The following is a 21434-nucleotide window of genomic DNA, read 5'->3' on the forward strand; positions in this document are numbered from 1 at the left end:
TAAATGTTTGTATTACTATATTAAAAGTGATATACTTTACACAAAATAAAAAGACAGTTCGTGACCATCCTGTCTAAAAACAAAACTATGGCGACGCTGCCTGCATACATGCAGGGCAGTATTTTGTTTTGTATAAAGGCTTTTTAAGGAACTCTGTCACGGCAATGGAGGTTAAAATGAATAGAAATATCAGAAGATTAACGGTGGCAGCAATGATAGCAGCCGTGTATTTTGTTCTAACAATGATTTTTTATGTAACAAGTTTTCAGCCCCTTCAAAGTAGGCTTGCTGAAGCACTTACGGTACTTCCGTATTTTACGCCGGTAGCTATACCCGGACTTTTTGTAGGCTGTATTCTGGCAAATATTCTGGGAGGAAACGGAATATGGGACGTGGTTGTAGGAAGTCTTGCATCTCTCCTTGCAGCTTACCTCACTTATAAATTGACCTATAACAAGCCCAAGCGTAAATGGTTGGCACCACTTCCTGCGGTGCTGGTAAATGCCGTAGCAGTTGGAATTATGCTTAGTGTACTTTATGATATGCCTCTTTTTGCTACAATGCTATCAGTAGGGGTGGGACAGGTACTATCTTGTTACGTCCTTGGATTTCCATTAATGTTGCTTATTGAGAGAACAAGAAAATTAAACGAACTTTTTAAAGATATTTCTTAAAAATGTTCACATTTGTCTTGATTTTTTCTTTTGTCTAATATAAAATAATTTTGTCGAAATACTATTAGTTTTGTTTATTTAAAAAAATTTAAATACAGATATTTTCCAAATAATTGATTTTTTATATTTTTAAATATAAAATTAAATTAAGGAAAAGTATCCCGTATATTTTCGGTAATATGGTCCGATAGTTTCTACGAAGCCGCCGTAAATGGCTTTGCTACGGGTGTTCATCTTAGACATCGCACTTTGTTATAAGATTTTGAACTCCCAATCTCTGATTGGGAGTTTTTTAGATTTATGACGTAAGTCCGTAATGTTTAAATACTTATGGTATCTCCTCCTGCGGATGTGGGAATTTGGTATCATTTTGTAAAGGTATGGATATTACTGCGATTAATGACATTTATATTACCGGAGGATAAGATGGAACTCTTAAAGCAGAGGATATTAAAAGACGGAAGAGTAATCGGAAACGACATATTAAAGGTTGATTCATTTCTGAATCATCAAATGGATGTAGCTCTTTTCAATGAGATGGGCAAGGAATTTTACAATCAGTTTGCCCATAAAAATATCACTAAAATTCTTACTATAGAAGCATCAGGTATTGGGATTGCATGTATTGCAGCACAATATTTCAATGTTCCTGTAATTTTCGCAAAGAAAACGGAATCCAGAAATCTGGACAGTGATGCTTATCTAAGTGAGGTTTTTTCCTTTACCAAGGGAAAAACTTATACAATTCGGGTTTCAAAAAACTATATAAATTCAGAAGATACCATTTTAATAATCGATGACTTTCTGGCTAATGGAAAGGCTGCTTTGGGACTTGCCCATATAGTAGAACAATCTGGAGCCAAGCTTGGGGGCATAGGAATAGCTATCGAAAAAGGCTTTCAGGACGGCGGCAAACTGTTAAGGGAAAAGGGCTTTGATGTTAAGTCTCTTGCAATTATCAGCAGTATGGAAAACGGAAAGCTTAGTTTTGCAGATTAGTTATTTGATGTTTCTTAAATATTGAAACATTTAAAATATATAATTTTTTATTAAAAAATAGGGGGATAACAAAATGAAAAGATTAACGGCGTTAATGCTAACAATTGTATTTGTTTGTGTGGCAGTATTATCCGGTTGTGGATTAAGTGCAACAGACAACAGTGAAAATTCATCATCTACCTCTACGGCATCAGGCTCGACAGCATCAGGTTCATCCGCATCAGCTGGTAACGGGTTGAAAGTAGGCTTCATCTATATCGGATCAGTTGGGGATGTAGGCTACACCTTTGCGCATGATCAGGGTCGTAAATATCTCGAAACTACTCTTAAAGACAAGAATATCACAACATTGGCAGTTGAAAATGTTCCTGAAACAGCTGAAGTTGAAAAATCAATTAACAATCTTATAGACCAAGGCTGCAAGGCTATTTTCGCTACAAGTTACGGTTACATGGATTTTGTTGAAAAAGCAGCAAAAGAACATCCGGACGTTAAGTTCTTCCACTGCTCAGGATATAAATCAAATACTACTAATTTCGTAAACTATTTCGGTCAGATTGAAGAAGGAAGATATCTCTCCGGTATTGTAGCGGGATTAAAGACAAAAACAAACAAGGTCGGATATGTTGCAGCAATGCAGATTCCTGAGGTTATCAGAGGAATAGACTTCTTTACACTTGGGGTTCGTTCTGTAAACCCTGATGCAGTTGTAAATGTAAAATGGACAAACACCTGGTATGATCCTCAGGTTGAAAAGGACGCAGCTACAGCACTTCTTAACGAAGGAAATGACGTTATAGCTCAGCACCAGGATTCAACAGCTTCACAAATAGCAGCTCAGGAAAAGAATGCATTTGCAATCGGATATAATTCAGACAGCAGCAAGGCAGCTCCAAAGGCATACTTGACAGCTCCTGTATGGAACTGGGGAGTATACTATGTCGATCAGGTTCAGAAGATTCTGGACGGAACATGGAAAGCTGAGAATTATCTTGGCGGAATGAAAGACGGAGTTGTTGATATAGGACCAATGTCAGACTTGGTTGATGCAGATATAAAGGCTAAGGTTGAAGAAGCAAAGAAAAAGATTCTTGACGGTTCATTAAACGTCCTTGCAGGTCCTATCAAGGATCAAACAGGTGCCGTAAAGATTCCGGAAGGAAAAGTTATGACAGTTGAAGAACAGCAGTCCTGCAAATGGTTTGTTGAAGGTGTAAACGGAAAAATAAACAAATAATCAGGGGCTTTTGATACATTGAAGTAATGACAATTTAGCAGTAGTTGATAGAACCGATTCAGTCGGTAATCGGCTACTGCTAAAATTTTAACAGGTTAATAATTAATATGAAAAGGTGATGCTGTGAAAAACGAAGTGTATATAAAAATTGACAACTTAACAAAAACCTTTGGTCCTGTTGTCGCCAACAATAATGTGTGCCTTGAGGTAAAGAAGGGTGAAATCCATGCATTGCTAGGGGAAAACGGTTCCGGTAAGAGTACATTAATGAACATGCTTTCAGGTATATACACTCCGGATAGCGGAAGTATATACATCAAGGGAAAACAGGTTACATTCAAGACCCCTAAAGACTCCATGGCTATGGGGATAGGAATGATTCACCAGCACTTTAAGCTTGTGGAGGTGTTATCAGCAAAGGATAATATTATAGCCGGACAGAAGGAAAGTTTCTTTATAGGAAACAAACAGCTTTCTCAGAAAATCAAAAGTATTTCTGAAAAGTATGGACTGGCAGTTGACCTTAATAAGAAGGTTTATAATATGTCTGTAGGCGAAAAGCAGACTGTTGAGATATTAAAAGTAATATACAGGGGTGCGGAAATACTAATTCTTGATGAACCTACAGCAGTTTTGACTCCACAGGAAACAGAAGGTCTTTTTAATATATTAAGAAAAATGAAGCAGTCAGGCTGTTCAGTAATAATAATTACTCATAAGCTAAATGAAGTAATGGAAATTTCAGATAGAATTACTGTTTTAAGAAAAGGTGAAACAGTAGGTACTGTAAACAAAGAAGATACAAGTGCCGCCGAGCTTACCAACTTGATGGTCGGTAAAGCTGTTGATCTTTCAATTAATAGGGTTGAAAACAAAAATAATAAGACTATATTGGATATAAATAATCTCACAGTAGTAGATGAAGAAAACGTTAAGGCTCTTGATGCCATTAGCTTCTCCCTTTCAACAGGAGAGATACTGGGTGTTGCAGGTGTTGCAGGAAGCGGACAAAAAGAGCTGTGCGAAGCTATAGCAGGTCTGTATCCTATCGCTTCGGGCTCTATAGAATACAAAGGTGAAAATATCGTAGGAAAAAATCCTCGTGACATAATCAAAATGGGTATAAGCATGAGCTTTATCCCGGAAGACAGACTTGGTATGGGACTGGTAGCCTCTATGGGAATGGTTGATAACCTGATTCTTAAAGAATACCAGAATCAAAAAGGTGTTTTTATAGAAAAGAAGACTGCAAGAAATCTGGCACAAAAACTAATAAATAAGCTGGAAATCAGTACACCGGGAATTAACCATCCTGTACGTCAGCTTTCAGGGGGTAACATACAAAAAGTACTTCTGGGCCGTGAAATAGAGTCAAACCCCGATTTACTAATAACTGCATATCCGGTTAGAGGATTGGATATCAATGCGTCTTACACAATTTATGACCTCCTTAACGAGCAGAAGGAAAAGGGTGTAGGTATACTCTATATCGGTGAAGATCTGGATGTTCTAATAGAGCTTTGCGATAGAATAATGGTTATCTGCAACGGCAGAATAACAGGTATTGCTGAAGCATCAAAGATAACCAAGGAGCAACTGGGCCTCATGATGGCAGGAGAACAGATGGAAAAGGTAATGGGGGTGGGAATGTAATGTTCAGAATTATCAAAAGGACAGACCTTACAAAAAAACAATCGGTTATATTCAGAGTCATTGCAATATTTGGAGCACTTGTTGCCACCAGTATATTTATAATGTTAATAGGATTTAACCCAATAGACGTCTACGTATCAATGCTTGACGGTTCATTCGGCTCCATGTACAGATTCAGGGAAGCAATAATACAGGCTATCCCGCTGATTATTACCTCCCTTGGTATATCAGTAGCTTTCAGAATGAAGTTCTGGAATATCGGAGCGGAAGGACAAATAATAATGGGAGCTTTCGCTGCCAGTTATTTTGCTTTATACCATTCAAACATCCCTACGGGCTTGTTGCTTTTATTAATGTTTGTTTCTGCGGCAATCACAGGAGGTATTTGGGCGCTGATTCCGGCATACTTTAAGGCAAAGTTCGGTACAAATGAAACACTGTTTACCCTTATGATGAATTATATTGCACAAAAATTTCTTATGTATCTGCAATATGGTCCATGGAAGGATCCAAATGCGCTTGGGGCAGGTAAAATTGCATTGTTTTCAGAAAATGCTTCACTTCCCAAGGTTTTCGGTATCCACATTGGATGGATTGCAGCTATTGTATTAGTAATTTTAATGCATATCTTTATAAATAAAACAAAAAGAGGTTACGAAATACAGGTAATCGGTGAAAGTGAAAATACCGCAAGATATGCCGGTATGAATGTAAAAAAGATAATTGTGTCTTCTATTTTGTTAAGTGGTGCTTTGTGCGGTATGGTCGGTATGTTTCAGGTATCGGGAGTAAATCATACCCTGAGTTATCAGGTTGCAAACGGGGTCGGATTTACAGCAATTATAACAACCTGGCTTGCGGGCTTGAGCGCTCCTGTTATTGTTGTTGCATGTTTCCTTTTCGCTGTTCTGCAACAGGGAGGAACATATATTCAAACAGCTTTTAACATTCATTCGTCTGTTGCACAAATACTTCAGGGAATGATTCTTTTCTTTGTCCTGGGAAGTGAGTTTTTCATTCAATATAAGCTTGTACGCAACAGGAGTATAGAACATAAAATCGGAAAGGAGGCGGCATAAATGAGTTTAGTAAGTATGATTACATTTATTTTAGCCGGTGCCGTTACAGCAGGAACTCCTTTACTATTTGCAACCTTAGGAGAAATAATAACAGAAAAGGTTGGGCAGTTAAACCTTGGTGTTGAGGGAATGATGCTTATCGGCGCCGTAATCGGCTTTGGCGCTGCCTTGTCTACAGGCAATCCGGTAATTGGTATGATTGCAGGAATGATTGCAGGAGCAGGAGGTGCATTGATTTTTGCGTTTTTGACAATTACGTTAAGAGCAAACCAGATTGTTTCAGGTCTTTCTCTTACAATTTTTGGTACGGGCTTTTCAAGCTTTTTAGGACAAAAGATGATTGGACAGGCTTTGTCGGATTCCATTAGAAACAGTTTCAAACCTATCAAAATTCCTTTGCTTGGAGACATTCCCGTTATAGGAAGTGCCTTTTTCCATCAGAACATTCTTGTTTATGCAGGATATGTAGCAGCGGTATTAATGGGGCTGTATATGTATAAAACCAGAACCGGCCTGAATCTGAGAACTGTGGGTGAAAACCCCGGTGCCGCCGACACGGCAGGGATAAACGTTACTATGTACAAATACCTTCATATATTATTGGGAGGTGCTTTGAGCGGTATAGCCGGTGCATATATGTCAATGGTTACAGTACCGTCATGGCAGGAGGGTGTAACTGGAGGAAGAGGTTGGATAGCGGTGGCACTTGTTATTTTTGTAACCTGGAATCCATATAAAGCCATGCTGGGGTCATATTTCTTCGGCGGATTGGGTATTTTGGGTTTATATCTCCAAAGCCATGTCCCCATCCCACAGAGCATTTTCGACATGCTTCCGTATCTGGTAACAATAATAGTTCTTATTATGATTTCTATAAAAAAATCAAAGGAGAACCAACCGCCAAAAGCGCTTGGAGAACCATACTTCAGAGAAGAACGATAGAATAAATAAAGAAGCCGTAAAGTCCAAGAAATCTTTGGTTTTGCGGCTTTAAATTTAAAATTCTGTTTCCCTTGCTTACATAATATAAATTCTGTGCTAAAATATGTTTGATGTTAATATTTTATTGTAACAGGAGGTTGTTCCGGCATGAACAAGATTTTGAGGCTGGGTAGTTTATTTTTTTCAATTGTGCTGTTGGTTTTTGGAATCATACGAATAATGTCAGGCCGGGAAAATTCAGGTGTATATTACTTAATAGCTGCGGTAGGATTCTATATCATATATTTTTCATATAAAAGGGCTCAGGGGAAAGACTGATTATTTTGCAATATGTTTGAAAATACCTTGTTATCGGCAATATTTTAAGATAAAATCTTTAGGTATGAAATAATGGAAATTAAATAAATAAATTCGTAAGGATGTGTTTTAGATGGAACAGATAGAACAAAAGAAAAGGATTTTCAGTGGTGTTCAGCCATCAGGAAACCTTACCATAGGAAATTATCTGGGTGCTATAAAGAATTGGATTCCTTTGCAGGAAGAGTATGAGTGCTTGTACTGTGTAGTAGATCTGCATACACTTACAGTTCGTCAAAAACCTGCCGAATTAAGACAGAGAAGTTTAAATCTTCTGGCACTTTATATGGCCTGTGGTCTTGACCCTAAAAAAAGCATACTGTTTTTACAGTCACATGTCAGTGCACATGCAGAATTAGCATGGATTCTCAATTGTTTCACATATATGGGTGAATTGAATAGAATGACCCAATTCAAGGACAAGTCACAAAGACACGGTGACAACATAAATGCAGGCCTGTTCACATACCCTGTTCTTATGGCAGCAGATATACTGCTTTATCAGGCTGATCTCGTTCCAATCGGACAGGATCAAAAACAACATCTGGAGATTACCAGAGATGTAGCCGATAGATTTAATAACATATATGGAGATACTTTTACAATACCCGAAGCATTTATACCTAAAATTGGTGCAAAAATAATGAGCCTTCAGGAACCTGAAAAGAAAATGTCCAAGTCAGATGAAAATGAGAATGCATATGTTCTGATTCTTGACTCACAGGATGCCGTAATGCGTAAATTTAAAAGGGCTGTTACCGATTCAGAGCGTGAAATACGTTATGATGAGCAAAACAAGCCCGGTGTCAGCAATTTAATCAGTATATACTCAAGTGTTACCGGAAAGAGTATCAGTGACATTGAAAAGGAATTTGAAGCAAGGTCCTACGGTGATTTAAAAGAAACAGTAGGACAGTCAGTAGTTGACATGTTGGTTCCAATTCAGCAGAAATTCAACGAATTTTCAGCTGATAAGGAACAGCTGAACTTAATTCTAAAGGAAAATGCAGAAAAAGCTGCTTACATGGCAAGAAAAACCCTTTCAAAAGTTCAAAGGAAAATTGGTCTTTTGCCTAGAGGTTAAAATAGTATAAGGGATTCATTTCTTGCGGTGTATTGAAATGATTCCCTGTTTTTTTAAGTAATACAATTCTACCGCATTTAGTTTAATGGAGGCTTACATGAGTTTAACAGAACTGATTTTGCTGGCAATAGGTTTATCTATGGATGCTTCAGCCGTATCAATATCAAATTCATTATGTATCAAAAAAATAAATGTAAAACATATTCTTCAGATGGCAATAATGTTTGCAGTATTTCAGGGGATAATGCCTTTAATAGGTTATTATGCAGCAAATTCCTTTGAAACCGTCATAGAAAGATTCGACCATTGGATAGCTTTCATTTTGCTTGTCATTATCGGTGGAAAAATGCTTCACGAATCTATTACTGCTGATGAAGAACAGGACTGCTCGTTATTTGCATTAACCTTCAAGCTGCTTATAATACAGGCAATTGCAACCAGCATAGATGCATTGGCGGTGGGAGTGAGCTTGTCTGCTCTCAATGTAAATATTTTATATTCAATAACAATTATCAGTATTATAACTTTCATATGCTGCACAGCTGCAATATTGCTGGCCAAAAGGTTTGGTAATTTACTTGGAAAGCGTGCAGGAATCGTCGGCGGATTAATTCTGCTGGGAATAGGCGTAAAGATATTTGTACAGCATATGTTCTTCGGGGGCTAGATATATTTACCAAACGTATGTTTGTTTTTCCTTTGATATGTGGTATAATATTTTTTATTATTATATAAAGAGGGATAAATGTTGCCGGTATTTAATCAGTTTTTACTTCTGTACCGGCTGGTAAGTATAGAAAGGTTTGAATTTTATGAATAAATTTGAAGTTATTTCGCCGTACAAGCCTATGGGAGACCAACCGGAAGCTATAGCAAGAATCAGTAAAGGCATACAAGAAGGCCAAAAACATCAGACGCTTTTGGGAGTAACAGGCTCAGGAAAGACATATACCATGGCTAAAGTTATAGAGCAGGTACAAAAGCCTACTCTGGTAATTGCACACAACAAGACACTTGCAGCTCAGCTTTGCAGTGAATTCAAAGAGTTTTTCCCCAATAATGTTGTTGAATATTTTGTAAGTTATTACGATTACTACCAACCGGAAGCATATATACCATCAACTGATACGTATATAGAAAAAGATTCTTCCGTAAACGAAGAAATTGATAAATTGAGACACTCCGCCACAGCCGCACTGTTTGAGCGAAGGGACGTAATTATTGTTGCCAGTGTTTCTTGTATTTATGGTTTGGGTGACCCCGAGGATTACACCGACCTTATGCTGTCACTTAGGGTAGGTATGCAGAAGGACAGGGACGAAGTAATAAGAAAGCTAGTAGACATACAGTATGAAAGAAATGAGATAGATTTCAGAAGAGGAAGGTTTAGGGCAAGAGGAGATGTTCTGGAGATATTCCCTGCAAACAGCTCCGAAAAGGTCTTAAGAGTAGAATTTTTCGGTGATGAGATAGAGCGAATCACCGAAGTAGATTATCTCACGGGTGAGATAGTTGGAACAAGGGAGCACATAGCTGTTTTCCCGGCTTCCCACTATGCTACAACCAGGCCTAAAATGGACCGTGCCATGGTAACTATTGAAAAAGAGCTGGAGGAAAGACTGGAGCAGTTCAAGATGGAAGGCAAGCTGCTGGAAGCTCAAAGACTGGAGCAAAGAACCAGATATGATCTGGAAATGATGTCTGAAATCGGCTTTTGCCAGGGAATAGAGAATTATTCCCGTCATATAAGCGGCCGTGAAGCCGGAAGTTCACCATATACACTGATGGATTATTTTCCCGATGATTATCTGCTTGTTATAGATGAATCTCATGTTACGGTATCGCAGGTAGGTGCTATGTACAACGGTGACCGTTCCAGAAAGGAATCCCTTGTAGAGTATGGTTTCCGACTGCCGTCAGCCTTTGACAACAGACCCCTTAAATTCCATGAATTTGAGGAACGAGTGAATCAGGCGGTATATGTAAGTGCCACCCCGGCTGCTTATGAAAGAGAGCATTCTACTCAGATAGTTGAACAGATTATAAGACCCACAGGCTTGATTGATCCTGAGATTATAGTAAGGCCAGTAAAAGGACAGATAGATGACTTAATCGGTGAAATTAATATGAGGGCTGAGAAGAAACAAAGAGTCCTTGTAACAACCCTTACTAAAAAGATGGCTGAAGATTTGACTGACTATATGAAGGAACTGGACATAAAGGTTAAGTACCTTCATTCAGATGTTGTCACATTTGAGAGAATGGAGATAATAAGAGATTTACGTTTGGGGGTTTTTGATGTTCTCATTGGTATAAATTTGTTAAGAGAAGGTCTTGATATTCCGGAGGTCTCGCTGGTAGCCATACTGGATGCGGATAAGGAAGGTTTTCTGCGTTCTGAAACATCACTTATACAGACTATAGGAAGAGCTGCCAGAAATTCTGAAGGTAAGGTTATAATGTATGCTGACAATATTACAGGCTCAATGCACAGAGCTATAAGTGAGACCAACAGAAGACGTCAGATTCAGATGGATTACAATAAGAAGCATGGAATTGTTCCAACTACTATTCAGAAATCCGTAAGAGATGTTCTGGAAGCCACAAAGGTTGCCGAAGAAGAGGACAAGTATTATACCCGAAAGAAAGAAACTCAAATGTCGGAACAGGAACTTGAAAAACTTATAGCAAAACTCCAGAAGGAAATGAAGCAGGCAGCAGCTGATTTACAATTTGAGCGTGCAGCAGAATTAAGAGATAAGATAGAATCACTCAGGGGGAAGTAATGAAACTACTAAGGCAGTTTTTAATCGTAATAATTATTTGCTTTATAGGGGAAGTATTGAACAAAGTAGTGCATGTTCCGCTCCCGGGCAGTATCATAGGAATGATATTGCTTTTTATTTGCCTGATAACCGGGGTCATTAAATTGGAGAAAATAGGTGAGATAAGCAGGTTTTTAATAGATCATCTTGCATTCTTTTTTATTCCGGCAGGGGTGGGCCTACTTGGTTACGTGGGAATTTTAAAGAGAAGTATCCTTCCTATATTGGTTATATGTTTTGTTACAACTTTTGTTGTTATGATTGTAACCGGTTGGACTATACAGTTGATAAAAGGGAGGAAGGGTAAATGAAAGAAATTATAAGGTCACCTTTATTCGCACTGCTTATATCAATATTGGCTTATGAGATAGGTATTTTTATTAACAAAAAAACAAGGATAGCATTTTTCAATCCTTTAATGATTGCAATAGCGTTGGTTATTGGAACTTTACTGGCATTACACATTCCGTTGGAGGATTATAAGAAGGGAGGAGATTTTATCTCTCTTTTTCTGACACCCGCAACAGTAATACTGGCTGTTCCTTTATATAAGAACTTAAATTCCTTAAAAAAAGATTATGTTGCCATACTGGGTGGTGTAATCATTGGATCAATAACCGCAATTTTAAGTGTGTGGTCTCTGGCAAAGGCTTTTGGACTTTCAAAAGAACTGATTGCATCCCTGATACCAAAGTCTATAACAACTCCCCTTGGAATTGAATTATCAACCCAGATGAAGGGAATACCCTCCGTAACAGTAGCTGCCATTATAATAACAGGTATATTTGGTGCCGTGTTTGCCGAATGGTTATTGAAAGTTTGCAAAATAACGGATAAGACAGCAAAGGGTATAGCTATTGGAACTTCATCGCATGCATTAGGAACAACTAAGGCTGTTGATATAGGTGAAACGGAAGGAGCTATGAGCGGCTTGGCTATTGGGCTTGCTGGACTTGTAACGGTTATAGTTGCTACTGTTTTGTTTAAATTTGGATTCTTTTAATATAAGACAAGTTTCATACATGTTTAAATTATTTTCGTACAATATTATAGAAAATGTACTATAAGGAAGTGAAAATATGAAGAACATTTATGTTGTATTATCTTCAACTCCTACCATGATGGGAAAATTAATAAGGGTATTTACCAGAAGCTTTTATAATCATTCCTCTATCAGCCTTACGGAAAATCTGAACGAGATGTATTCGTTTGCACGCTATAGGGCTTCTAATCCTCTGGTTGGCGGATTTGTAAAAGAATTTCCGGAAAGGTTTACTCTGGGAAAGGAATCGGATGTTTGTATAAAGGTATTTAGGATACCTGTTACCGAAGAACAGTATGAAACCATAAAATTGTTTATATATAAGATAAAAAATGACAGTGAAGAGAACATTTACAATTCTTTAGCTGCAATAGGGGTTTTACTTGGGTGTAAATTTGATACCTACAAGGCATATACATGCTCTGAATTTGTAGTAAGAACTCTTGTTGAGGGCAATGTTCTATGGGATACATGTATTTCTAAAAATGTTATTCCAGACGAAATTCATATGCTTCTTGAAAAATACGCTTCTTATAGCGGTTGCTTAAACGCCTATAAGCCTATTGCAGGTGTTAATTTTGATGCCGAAGATTTTTTTGAAAAATCAGGCGCTATAAATGAAGTGGCATATACCTTAAATCATTTCTACAGGCTTATAAAGCGTAATATCGTGTATAGCTTTTATATAGCTTCAAAGCTTTCGCAGATAAATAAAATTTTTACAACTTAGATTTTTATTCAACTTTCTAATCCTCATTGAATTTGATTACATTTATGATATACTAATACTCAAATGAAATTTTTAGGAGGTTGCTTAAATAATGGAATGCCTTTCAAAACTTAACTTTTGGTTGGATAATGAATATTTCGATCAAGATACAAAAAATGAACTTTTAAACATAAAAAACGATGTCAAGGAAGTTGAAGACAGGTTCTATAAAAGCCTTGAGTTCGGGACAGGAGGACTCAGGGGTATTATAGGAGCCGGAACCAACAGAATTAATATCTATACAGTCAGGGTTGCTTCACAGGGCTTGGCAAATTATATAAACCAGCTGGGAAATCAGGACAAAGGTATTGTAATTGCATATGATTCACGTTTTATGTCACCGGAGTTTTCACTGGAAGCTGCGAAGGTATTTTGTGCCAATGGTATCAAAGCCTACCTGTTTGATGAATTAAGACCTACACCCCAATTGTCATTTGCTGTAAGATACCTGAAAGCTGCTGCTGGAGTAGTTGTAACTGCAAGTCATAACCCAAAGCAGTACAACGGCTACAAGGTATACGGAGAAGACGGCGGACAGCTTTCTATTGACGGTTCAAATGCTGTTATATCTGAAATAAATAAGATTGAAGACATTACAAAAGTTAATATTATTTCAAAGGAAGAAGCTATAAGCAAAGGCCTCCTTCAAATTATAGGCAGTGAAATCGATGATGCGTATATTGAGATGCTAAAGAATTTGAGAATAAACAAGGATGCTGTTTCAAAAGTTGCTGATACCTTCAAAATCGTATATACTCCACTGCACGGGGCAGGTAATAAGCCTGTAAGGAGAATACTTGCAGAAAGCGGCTTTAAGAACGTGTTAGTTGTCAAGGAGCAGGAACTTCCGGATTCACAGTTCTCAACAGTAAAATCTCCGAACCCTGAAGAAAGATCGGCCTTTGAGCTTGCAATCAAGCTTGCGTCAGAAAATGATGTTGATTTGATTATCGGAACTGACCCGGATAGTGATAGAGTAGGTGTGGTTGTTAGGAAAAATGACGGGGAATATGCAGTTCTGACTGGTAACCAGACCGGATGTTTGCTGTTGGAATATATTCTCACTGCAATGAAAGAAGAAGGAAAGCTTCCTCCTAATGGCTTTGTTGTAAAAACAATAGTTACAACGGAACTTGCAAGGGTTATAGCCAACTATAATAATATTGAGTTGGTTGAGGTCCTCACAGGCTTCAAATTTATTGGTGAACAGATAAAGCTTAGAGACGAAACAGGAAAACAGAAGTATCTGTTTGGCTTTGAAGAAAGTTATGGCTATCTTGCAGGAACAGATGTAAGAGACAAGGATGCCGTAGTTGCATCAATGCTAGTTGCTGAGATGGCTGCTTATTACAAGGCAAAAGGTATTTCTTTATATGATGCACTTATAAATGTTTATGAAAAGTATGGTTATTTTGTAGAAGGTATCAGTTCCTTTACACTTGAGGGTAAGGACGGGGTTACGAAAATAAAACAAGCCCTTACAACCATGAGAAATACCAGACATGAAGCATTTGGTGGTATCAAGGTTAAAGCTATAAGGGACTATCAGAAATCGGAAAGGTATGTTATAGCAAGCGGAGCTACAGAAAAAATCACTTTACCTGAGTCTGACGTTCTTTATTTTGAAATGGAAGATGGTTCATGGTTCTGCGTAAGACCATCAGGAACAGAACCTAAAATAAAGATTTATTATGGAGTATCAGAAAAGACATTGAATTTGTCTCAGGATAAGCTTGAAAAGTTTAAAGCGGGCGTTCTTGATGTTATAAAGCCACTCTTATAATATAGAATTTAAAAAGCCCTTAAAACAGGTGTTGCTACCTGCTTTAAGGGCCTTTTATTTATGGGAACTGGATTACTGCAATTTCCGGAACCGAAAGGAATCGTAAGGGAAACAAAACATTACCCAAGCCCCTGTTAATATAAACAATTATTCCGTTAATTTTATGGAGCCCTCTCCTGTATCCCATCTTGCAAAGCTGTTCTCTTCTAAGAATTCTGAACTCCAGATGAAAAGGCATCCATATCTGTCCACCGTGAAAATGACCGCAAAGAAAGTAGTCAGCTTTGTTTTGGGATAATGTAAGTACCGTATCGGGGTTATGAGAAAATACAATATTAATGCGGTTATCGGATGAGGAATCTATATTTCCGAATGCTTTAGCTAAATCAGGTTTACCCCTTTTCAAGTCATCAATACCAATAATATTGTAAGTAGTAGTATTTTTGTAAATGCTTTTGCACCCATTGTTCAGGACAACAGCCCCAGTTTGTTCCAGTTGGCCAATAAAGCCTTTTATACCCTCCTTTTTATTAAGAAGTGCTTTATGGTCATGATTTCCAAGTGTAAGGTATACTGGAAAAATATCAGATATTGCTTTTATTAAATCCAGAGCTTTAGGAATATCATTTTCTGTTTCAATATAATCTCCTGATATAAGAACTATATCGGGATTAACTTCTTTCAATGCGTTTGTTATCTTTTTCTTGTTAATATGAATATGATTTACATGTAAATCGGATAAATGTGCGATTTTAAGGCCTTTTGAACTTTTACTAAAACTGACATAATTCTTTTTTAGCAGGGTGGTTTCAAACAGCATATAAACCAGCAGAAGTATTGCAATGCCTATTATTATAATGTAACTCATTAATTTCTCCTGTTTATTAAATTCATTTTTCCAAGTAAGGTTATAAATAAGTATATTCTAAAATATTTTCTTTGTAAAATAAAACAAAATTTTGTTGATATTAATTGGGAAAAAAAGTATAATTGTTTTGGTAGATACTACTTTTTGTCACATCAAGTAACAACTGGGGTTAATTAATAGTCAAATCATAAAATACAACGTAATTCGGTAGTAGTGTAATTAAGCTTTAGATAATGTTTCTACAATTATTATACACAAAGGTTCCGGATTGTATTTTAATGTCCCGGAATAATAGAAATCAAGACCATGCTGAAGCTGTTATGCCAAGGGGTATGTCTGGTTTAGCGCATGGTTTTTGACTGAAGAGGAAACAATGAGAAAGATTAATATTTCAAACTGCCAGTCAGGAATGACATTGGGGAAGGCTGTATATTATGATGGTTCATCAATGTTAATTGATGCGGGAACTGTATTAACACCATCGCACTTAGCACAAATCGCCTCTCTTGGTATTACTGAATTGTATATTCAGGATAATTTTTCAAAAGATATAGTTGTAAAAGATGTAATAAGAGACATCACTAGGTTGGAAGCCATCCATTTTATGAAACAAACTATGGAGAAGTATAGTTTAGAAGGTATGCCACCATCCGGAAACATCATTTCAATCGTAGATAAAATCTTAAATGATATCCTTGATTCCGAAGAAATAATTGTTAATCTGATGGATATAAAGACCTTTGACGGTTATACTTTTTCTCACAGTGTAAATGTTTGTATATTGTCTTTGATAATAGGTATAAAACTAAAGCTTGGACAGGCTGAACTTCAGGAACTGGGAGTAGGTGCACTTTTACACGATATAGGCAAAGTACTCATACCTACAAAAATACTGAATAAAAAGTCTTCTCTTTCAAATGACGAATTTGAAGTAATAAAGCGTCATTCAAAGCTGGGTTATGATATCCTGAAAAATATACCGGGTATTAGTGATAAGTCTGCATTGGTTGCATTGAACCATCATGAGAGATGCGACGGAAAAGGCTATCCAATGGCCTTGCATAAGGAGGAGATACATCTTTATTCAAAGATAGTAGCTGTGACGGATATATTTGATGCCTTGACCTCCGACAGAATATACCGTAAGAAAATAGGAACGTTTAACGCTATAAATTATCTCGAATCTATTAATAATTTACTCCTTGATTCACAAATTTTAGGCTGCTTTCTTAACGTTATTCCGCCATATCCTATTGGCACCGAGGTTACTATGAGCAGCGGGGAAAAGGGGATTGTAATCGGGTTAAACAAGTCTAATATTCCAATTGTCAGACTCAATGTAAATTCTGATGGAACTTCAAAATATCCATATGAAGAAATAAATCTGGAAAGTTGCAATAATTACTTTATTGTATCATCCTGTTGATTAAAGCAGAGAGACTTAAAATAAGTCATCTCTGCTTGTTGAATATCAAAAACATTTATTTTATTTTTTGTGGATTATAAACGTGTATTTGCCCCAGCCCATGAGGAAAAAGCTTATGCCCCCCAGTCATAGCATTAACATCTGTAACAATTGAAGCAGGAATATGGTTAGACAGTCTCGGGCCACAGCTTGCATCAAAACTGAAAGTCTTTAGCTGTGAGTGACAGCTTTCTCCGTTTTGAGCATCACCATCTATAACATATTCTCCGTCGCAATTAAATAGTAAGCCGCCTTGTTTTGTTGCAGCAGAATCCTTTCTCAAAGACATGCCGCAGGATATTACTATTTGGATATCCAATTCCTTTATCTTTTTCTCGGATAAATAGCCAAGAAGTCTTTTTCTACTATGATCAAGACAGATTTCAACACCTATATTTAATCCTCCGCAGTTAAAAGCAGAGTAGGTTAATGTTTGTACAGGATTTTTAGTATCAGAGACAGGAGGGTAGTTAACCATTGTTTGCAGGTAAATTTCAACTATACCTTTTGAAGCCGAAGGATTGTTTAAAATAAAGTCTTCTTTGGACTTGAATTCCTTTTGTATAGAATTAGTTTTCTGCCTGTAATAGATAAAACATCTGTTATAAACCATTTTATTGGCTAAACCGTCGCTCATACTCAATACATCACACAGTAAATCTGAAAGTTCCTGATCATAGTTGTTTTCTGATGATACTTTTTTATCGATGATTTTCAGCAAGTGAGAGACCTTTGGAATACTTTTATTGTTTGTAGATTTTTTTAATATGCTGTATACGTTTAAATAATCATCACCAACCTTGGAAAGGGTTTTGTCTGTATCGGTTATACAGTCGGGGATATCGAAGGTAGTTAAAATGGAACCGAATAAGAAAAGCCAGTCGCTGAAGTCATATTGCTTTTCAAGGGTTTTAATAATATTAATAAGGCCGTCGCTGATTTTTATGTACATTTCATCGTTTGCTTTTTGTGAATTTAAATATGCACCCTTAATCCCTCTCCAGAAGAATTCAGGCAATGCAAATACTTTCAGTGTTGAAGGGTCTTTGCTGATGTCACCAATGCTGATTACCTGTTTTAGTACATCAGAAACGAGTTGCAGACGGGCGGCGATGTCATCCTTATCATTCTCCAGGCCAAGATAAATTCCCCAATCGCTTATTTCCTCAACAGATTCCTTTAACAGTGGGGTGGAACTTAACACATGACCAATAAATTGTACCTTGGTATAGATACTTTCATTCATATTATTGTCTCATGTTGTATTTATTTTTATTTGACATGATATACCATATACCAAAATGTGTCAATTTTTAATTTAAATTACTTTTATACAATGTCATGGCATAAAAAAAGAGTTTCACAATTGTGAAACTCTTTTTTGGTGCGGATGAAGGGACACCAGTGGTATCTAAACTATCTATCTCCATTTAGAATTATACCTGTTCTTTATAAAGATCTTTTAATACTTCCGTTATAATAGCGTACAAATGCTCTGGAAGGTTATTTTTATAGTTTAGGCAGAAATTTAATGTTATGTCTTTTGGCGTTTCAAGGAAATCTATACCGCTTTCTAGAAGTATCTCTTTAACTTGCTGATATTTTTTGGAATCCATGTTTTACCTCCATGAAAAACTTTGCAGAGAGGCATCGCTATATTTTGACATAATTAATATTTTGTTATACTATATATTTTGTACGTATTTACATACAAAATATGTATAGCGATACCGGAATGGTATTGCACCAAAGAGTGTCTATCCTATCCCGTCAAGTGTTGGATGGGCACTCTTTTTGTTTAACTAAATTTAATACAATCAAGCAACCGACCTCCTTCTAAGTTTTTTGTACTGTATAAATTTACTCTTAATTACATTTAATGTAATATATATATACTAAACTATTGGTTTGGTTTTGTAAAGAGTAAAAAACTAATAGTTTGTTTTGTAAAAAAATGGATTGACTATTAGAAACTTACAGTTTATAATATTTATTGGAAGGAGGTAATATTATGTTCTCAGAAAATCTACGTAAGCTACGAGAATTTAAAAAAATGGATAGAACACAACTTGCAAAAGAACTTGATATTTCTGCACAGGCTGTAGGTCAATTTGAACTTGGTAAACGAGATCCTTCCCTGGATACACTAAAAAAGATTTCGTCTTTTTTTGGTGTAACAATAGATACTCTAATATCCGATGATGATGAAAAAGTTAATATTACAAAGATTAAAGACTTAATTAAAAAGTTAAATTACACTATTAAAGAATTTGCTCAGGATATTTGTGAACCTGTTAATGAAATAGAGAAAATTGTAGTATATGACACAGAACCATCCCCCCAAATACTTAATTCAATATGTCTAAAATATGGTCTACCTATGTCTTTTTTTGAAGAGCGTAAGGATTCTGAGTATGTTAATTTTTGCAAGAACCAGGAGAATAAAAAGTATATAAACCTTGCTATGTTTGTTAAATCAAATGGATATGACCCGGATAATGTATTGGCCTTATTAAAAATTACTGAGTTAATAAAATCAAAAGAATAAATAAGAGGTGAGAATATTGGATCAAATGTCTATTGCTAAATTGTTACTAGTTACATTACCAGAAAATTTATTTAGCATATATGTGGCATTTCTTTTAACTGGAGACAGACTTAATCTGCCTTTTAGAGATAATATTAAAAATAGAAAACAAAATATTATAAAACTTTTAGTAGTTGTATCTATGTTTTCCACTATTCAATTTGTTGGAAGACGGTTTATTCACGACATAGCAACCTATTTTATATTAAGTATTTTTTTATCTACGGCTATATTGAAAATAATCTACAGAACATCTCGTTTTTATAATCGAGAGAAAGATTTTATTTATAATATTGTTAGTGTAATAAATTCGTTTAAAAAACCATTTTTACAAGTATTTATTATGTTTGGATTTTTGTACTCCATAGAGGCAATTTATATACCTCCAATAATGCAAACACTAAAAGTCCAATCTATCAAAGAATTATTCACAATCCAATGGGTTAATATACTATTTCCTCAATTTGATAGGTTTTTACAATTGTTAGTAATTACTGTACTTTGGAATTCCCAAAGGTTAAACAAAAACATTTCACAATATAGTTGTAAAAAATCATTTTCCATATTACCAATAATTTATATAATTGTAGCTGAATTTATTATTATATATTTGTACGTTTGCAGTTTTAATAATTTAAACATACAAGTGAAGATTATAATTTTCATTTTCATTACAAGTATGGCTCCTTTTAATTTGTTTTTATATAAAATAGTTCTTAATGTGATAGACAGAATACATTTAAATTACGTGAAGAAAGGGGAATAAAAATGAAAAGGGTTCTTTACAAAATTTGTATACCACTAAGTTTGATAGTAGGTATAATAGCATTTGTAATGGCACAGGGTTCATTTGCCTGGTGGAAACAACCCAGGATTCCAAAAACGTTAAAACAATAAAAAAAGGAGCTGCCTTATGCAGTTCCTTTTTTTATTGTTTTAAATGAAAAGTAAAGTACAATGAACACAAATGCTCTCACTAAAATATCTCCTAAGCTCATAACACAATATCCCGTATCAAAAATATCAGACAAGAATTTAACATGTGTTTTGTTATTCCCTAGAACGTGCCAGCCATCCACACTATTAAGCGTATCTAAACTGATATAACCGGTTTTAAGGGATAGTGAGGGGAATACTGGCATTTTCCCATTATTAAAATACTTTACAAATTCATTCAACACCATCCCCAAGAACATTAATCCCATTCCCAAAAAGCCTTGCTTATATATTTTAAATCTATAAATAAGAAAGAATATGCAAATTGAATAAACAAGCTTATAAACATTTGTATAAGTTAATAAGAAATATTCTCCTTTAAACATTCCAATCTGTAAAAAAATATATATTAAAGAACATAAAAAAACAGGGTAAAATTCCCATTTCTTAAAGATTTTTTTAATACTCATGCCTTTTATTTTAGCAACAAATAAAGCGAGCAATACAGTTTCAATCATTTGTTTCCTCCGCCAATAGAATTTATTTTTTTATAAAATGAATCTCCTATAGGAGTAATAGAGCTTATTTCTAGAAGAATACCTGTATATATTGATAATACTGATTCGATATGTAATTTAATAGAAAACCCAAACCAAAACAACAATATAATCAAAGAAAAAATTTTAAGAGTCTTTTTTCTTTTTAAAGTCAATTGATTTAAAGGACTATTCTGAGGAGCATAGCAGAAAATAGAAATTGCAGATATAGTAAAGATAAATATTCCAATGGCATATCCAGATTGTCCATATACTAAATAACTAAAGTACCTGCATAATATTGATAAAGGTAAAAAGGTTAATATTGTAATTAAAAAGCATTTAAAGTATGTGCCCATATGTGTACCACCTGCAGTAAATCTAAGTGTTGTGAAAGATAAAATAATAAAAACAACAGATTGAAGAGTATCAAATAATAAAGCAAATATTAATAGTAAAAACACTTTTAGGATACTTTGAAAGATCATTTGAAAACCGAAATAGTATTCAGTTCTTTTCTGATGGTTCTCTTGCAAATGGCTCACTAGAAAATTAGCACTACTAAATGACATTTTCTGGACTATTTTCATAATTTCAC

The 21434-nt window shown here is 35.6% G+C and carries 21 protein-coding genes and 1 riboswitch; of the genes, 16 read left to right on the forward strand and 5 right to left on the reverse strand.

The features are described 5' to 3' along the window. The first annotated feature begins 176 nt into the window (after positions 1-176). The 14 genes from CLO1100_RS05415 to CLO1100_RS05475 all read left to right on the forward strand — a co-directional run bounded on the left by CLO1100_RS05415 (position 177) and on the right by CLO1100_RS05475 (position 14444). Positions 177-674 (forward strand): QueT transporter family protein, encoded by a 498-nt coding sequence (locus CLO1100_RS05415; protein WP_014312742.1) that lies wholly within the window; start codon positions 177-179, stop codon positions 672-674. Positions 675-815: 141 nt separating this feature from the next. Further along, positions 816-917: riboswitch (purine riboswitch) on the forward strand. A gap of 183 nt (positions 918-1100) precedes the next feature. Then, the gene (locus CLO1100_RS05420) at positions 1101-1673 is read left to right on the forward strand and encodes a xanthine phosphoribosyltransferase (protein ID WP_014312743.1); all 573 of its coding nucleotides are present in this window, start codon (positions 1101-1103) and stop codon (positions 1671-1673) included. 73 nt (positions 1674-1746) lie between these two features. Then, positions 1747-2910, forward strand: coding sequence for a BMP family ABC transporter substrate-binding protein (locus CLO1100_RS05425; protein ID WP_014312744.1), 1164 nt, complete (start codon positions 1747-1749; stop codon positions 2908-2910). Positions 2911-3033: 123 nt separating this feature from the next. Next, on the forward strand, positions 3034-4563 hold the full coding sequence (locus CLO1100_RS05430; RefSeq protein ID WP_014312745.1) for an ABC transporter ATP-binding protein: 1530 nt from the start codon (positions 3034-3036) through the stop codon (positions 4561-4563). Then, a complete protein-coding gene (locus CLO1100_RS05435) occupies positions 4563-5642 on the forward strand; it encodes an ABC transporter permease (protein WP_014312746.1) in 1080 nt (359 codons plus the stop codon). Before CLO1100_RS05430 ends, CLO1100_RS05435 begins: the two co-directional genes overlap by 1 nt. After that, on the forward strand, positions 5643-6584 hold the full coding sequence (locus CLO1100_RS05440; protein WP_014312747.1) for an ABC transporter permease: 942 nt from the start codon (positions 5643-5645) through the stop codon (positions 6582-6584). 147 nt (positions 6585-6731) lie between these two features. Continuing rightward, positions 6732-6902, forward strand: coding sequence for a hypothetical protein (locus CLO1100_RS20635; protein WP_014312748.1), 171 nt, complete (start codon positions 6732-6734; stop codon positions 6900-6902). 112 nt (positions 6903-7014) lie between these two features. Further along, positions 7015-8025, forward strand: a complete 1011-nt coding sequence (gene trpS, locus CLO1100_RS05445; protein WP_014312749.1) for a tryptophan--tRNA ligase — start codon at positions 7015-7017, stop codon at positions 8023-8025. 97 nt (positions 8026-8122) lie between these two features. After that, positions 8123-8692, forward strand: a complete 570-nt coding sequence (locus tag CLO1100_RS05450; RefSeq protein ID WP_014312750.1) for a manganese efflux pump MntP family protein — start codon at positions 8123-8125, stop codon at positions 8690-8692. A 145-nt stretch (positions 8693-8837) separates the two neighbouring features. Then, the gene (uvrB, locus tag CLO1100_RS05455; RefSeq protein WP_014312751.1) at positions 8838-10811 is read left to right on the forward strand and encodes an excinuclease ABC subunit UvrB; all 1974 of its coding nucleotides are present in this window, start codon (positions 8838-8840) and stop codon (positions 10809-10811) included. Beyond that, positions 10811-11161, forward strand: a complete 351-nt coding sequence (locus CLO1100_RS05460) for a CidA/LrgA family protein (protein ID WP_014312752.1) — start codon at positions 10811-10813, stop codon at positions 11159-11161. The genes uvrB and CLO1100_RS05460 overlap by 1 nt, the downstream gene beginning before the upstream one ends. Then, positions 11158-11853 carry an LrgB family protein gene (locus CLO1100_RS05465; RefSeq protein ID WP_014312753.1) on the forward strand — a complete coding sequence of 232 codons (696 nt, stop codon included), beginning with the start codon at positions 11158-11160 and terminating at the stop codon, positions 11851-11853. Before CLO1100_RS05460 ends, CLO1100_RS05465 begins: the two co-directional genes overlap by 4 nt. 76 nt (positions 11854-11929) lie before the next feature. Continuing rightward, a complete protein-coding gene (locus tag CLO1100_RS05470) occupies positions 11930-12622 on the forward strand; it encodes a hypothetical protein (RefSeq protein WP_014312754.1) in 693 nt (230 codons plus the stop codon). Between the two features lie 91 nt (positions 12623-12713). Next, a complete protein-coding gene (locus tag CLO1100_RS05475; RefSeq protein ID WP_014312755.1) occupies positions 12714-14444 on the forward strand; it encodes a phospho-sugar mutase in 1731 nt (576 codons plus the stop codon). A 58-nt stretch (positions 14445-14502) separates the two neighbouring features. Here CLO1100_RS05475 and CLO1100_RS05480 read toward each other — a convergent pair whose 3' ends face one another. Continuing rightward, the gene (locus tag CLO1100_RS05480; RefSeq protein WP_014312756.1) at positions 14503-15312 is read right to left on the reverse strand and encodes a metallophosphoesterase; all 810 of its coding nucleotides are present in this window, start codon (positions 15310-15312) and stop codon (positions 14503-14505) included. A 373-nt stretch (positions 15313-15685) separates the two neighbouring features. Here CLO1100_RS05480 and CLO1100_RS05485 point away from each other — a divergent pair, with 373 nt between their 5' ends. Then, positions 15686-16738, forward strand: a complete 1053-nt coding sequence (locus tag CLO1100_RS05485; protein ID WP_014312757.1) for an HD-GYP domain-containing protein — start codon at positions 15686-15688, stop codon at positions 16736-16738. A gap of 55 nt (positions 16739-16793) precedes the next feature. Here CLO1100_RS05485 and CLO1100_RS05490 read toward each other — a convergent pair whose 3' ends face one another. Both CLO1100_RS05490 and CLO1100_RS05495 read right to left on the reverse strand, forming a co-directional pair. Beyond that, complete coding sequence (locus tag CLO1100_RS05490; RefSeq protein ID WP_014312758.1) at positions 16794-18023, reverse strand: hypothetical protein; 1230 nt, start codon at positions 18021-18023, stop codon at positions 16794-16796. A gap of 190 nt (positions 18024-18213) precedes the next feature. Further along, positions 18214-18393, reverse strand: coding sequence for a hypothetical protein (locus CLO1100_RS05495; protein WP_014312759.1), 180 nt, complete (start codon positions 18391-18393; stop codon positions 18214-18216). A gap of 395 nt (positions 18394-18788) precedes the next feature. Here CLO1100_RS05495 and CLO1100_RS19945 point away from each other — a divergent pair, with 395 nt between their 5' ends. Beyond that, a complete protein-coding gene (locus CLO1100_RS19945) occupies positions 18789-19325 on the forward strand; it encodes a helix-turn-helix transcriptional regulator (RefSeq protein WP_014312760.1) in 537 nt (178 codons plus the stop codon). Between the two features lie 950 nt (positions 19326-20275). Here the strand turns inward: CLO1100_RS19945 and CLO1100_RS05510 are convergent. Then, the gene (locus tag CLO1100_RS05510; protein ID WP_014312762.1) at positions 20276-20818 is read right to left on the reverse strand and encodes a DUF5317 family protein; all 543 of its coding nucleotides are present in this window, start codon (positions 20816-20818) and stop codon (positions 20276-20278) included. After that, positions 20815-21426 (reverse strand): accessory gene regulator B family protein, encoded by a 612-nt coding sequence (locus tag CLO1100_RS05515; protein WP_014312763.1) that lies wholly within the window; start codon positions 21424-21426, stop codon positions 20815-20817. Before CLO1100_RS05515 ends, CLO1100_RS05510 begins: the two co-directional genes overlap by 4 nt. Positions 21427-21434 lie beyond the last annotated feature (8 nt).

It is taken from the genome of Clostridium sp. BNL1100, assembly GCF_000244875.1.
Taxonomy (GTDB): Bacteria; Bacillota; Clostridia; order Acetivibrionales; family DSM-1351; genus Ruminiclostridium.

Excerpts from the sequence above, each read along its gene's own strand:
- CLO1100_RS05415 (WP_014312742.1), top strand. The coding sequence starts at position 177 with ATGAATAGAAATATCAGAAGATTAACGGTGGCAGCAATGATAGCAGCC.
- CLO1100_RS05420 (WP_014312743.1), top strand. The coding sequence starts at position 1,101 with ATGGAACTCTTAAAGCAGAGGATATTAAAAGACGGAAGAGTAATCGGA.
- CLO1100_RS05425 (WP_014312744.1), top strand. The coding sequence starts at position 1,747 with ATGAAAAGATTAACGGCGTTAATGCTAACAATTGTATTTGTTTGTGTG.
- CLO1100_RS05435 (WP_014312746.1), top strand. The coding sequence starts at position 4,563 with ATGTTCAGAATTATCAAAAGGACAGACCTTACAAAAAAACAATCGGTT.
- CLO1100_RS05440 (WP_014312747.1), top strand. The coding sequence starts at position 5,643 with ATGAGTTTAGTAAGTATGATTACATTTATTTTAGCCGGTGCCGTTACA.
- CLO1100_RS20635 (WP_014312748.1), top strand. The coding sequence starts at position 6,732 with ATGAACAAGATTTTGAGGCTGGGTAGTTTATTTTTTTCAATTGTGCTG.
- trpS (WP_014312749.1), top strand. The coding sequence starts at position 7,015 with ATGGAACAGATAGAACAAAAGAAAAGGATTTTCAGTGGTGTTCAGCCA.
- CLO1100_RS05450 (WP_014312750.1), top strand. The coding sequence starts at position 8,123 with ATGAGTTTAACAGAACTGATTTTGCTGGCAATAGGTTTATCTATGGAT.
- uvrB (WP_014312751.1), top strand. The coding sequence starts at position 8,838 with ATGAATAAATTTGAAGTTATTTCGCCGTACAAGCCTATGGGAGACCAA.
- CLO1100_RS05460 (WP_014312752.1), top strand. The coding sequence starts at position 10,811 with ATGAAACTACTAAGGCAGTTTTTAATCGTAATAATTATTTGCTTTATA.
- CLO1100_RS05465 (WP_014312753.1), top strand. The coding sequence starts at position 11,158 with ATGAAAGAAATTATAAGGTCACCTTTATTCGCACTGCTTATATCAATA.
- CLO1100_RS05470 (WP_014312754.1), top strand. The coding sequence starts at position 11,930 with ATGAAGAACATTTATGTTGTATTATCTTCAACTCCTACCATGATGGGA.
- CLO1100_RS05475 (WP_014312755.1), top strand. The coding sequence starts at position 12,714 with ATGGAATGCCTTTCAAAACTTAACTTTTGGTTGGATAATGAATATTTC.
- CLO1100_RS05480 (WP_014312756.1), bottom strand. The coding sequence starts at position 15,312 with ATGAGTTACATTATAATAATAGGCATTGCAATACTTCTGCTGGTTTAT.
- CLO1100_RS05485 (WP_014312757.1), top strand. The coding sequence starts at position 15,686 with ATGAGAAAGATTAATATTTCAAACTGCCAGTCAGGAATGACATTGGGG.
- CLO1100_RS05490 (WP_014312758.1), bottom strand. The coding sequence starts at position 18,023 with ATGAATGAAAGTATCTATACCAAGGTACAATTTATTGGTCATGTGTTA.
- CLO1100_RS05495 (WP_014312759.1), bottom strand. The coding sequence starts at position 18,393 with ATGGATTCCAAAAAATATCAGCAAGTTAAAGAGATACTTCTAGAAAGC.
- CLO1100_RS19945 (WP_014312760.1), top strand. The coding sequence starts at position 18,789 with ATGTTCTCAGAAAATCTACGTAAGCTACGAGAATTTAAAAAAATGGAT.
- CLO1100_RS05510 (WP_014312762.1), bottom strand. The coding sequence starts at position 20,818 with ATGATTGAAACTGTATTGCTCGCTTTATTTGTTGCTAAAATAAAAGGC.
- CLO1100_RS05515 (WP_014312763.1), bottom strand. The coding sequence starts at position 21,426 with ATGAAAATAGTCCAGAAAATGTCATTTAGTAGTGCTAATTTTCTAGTG.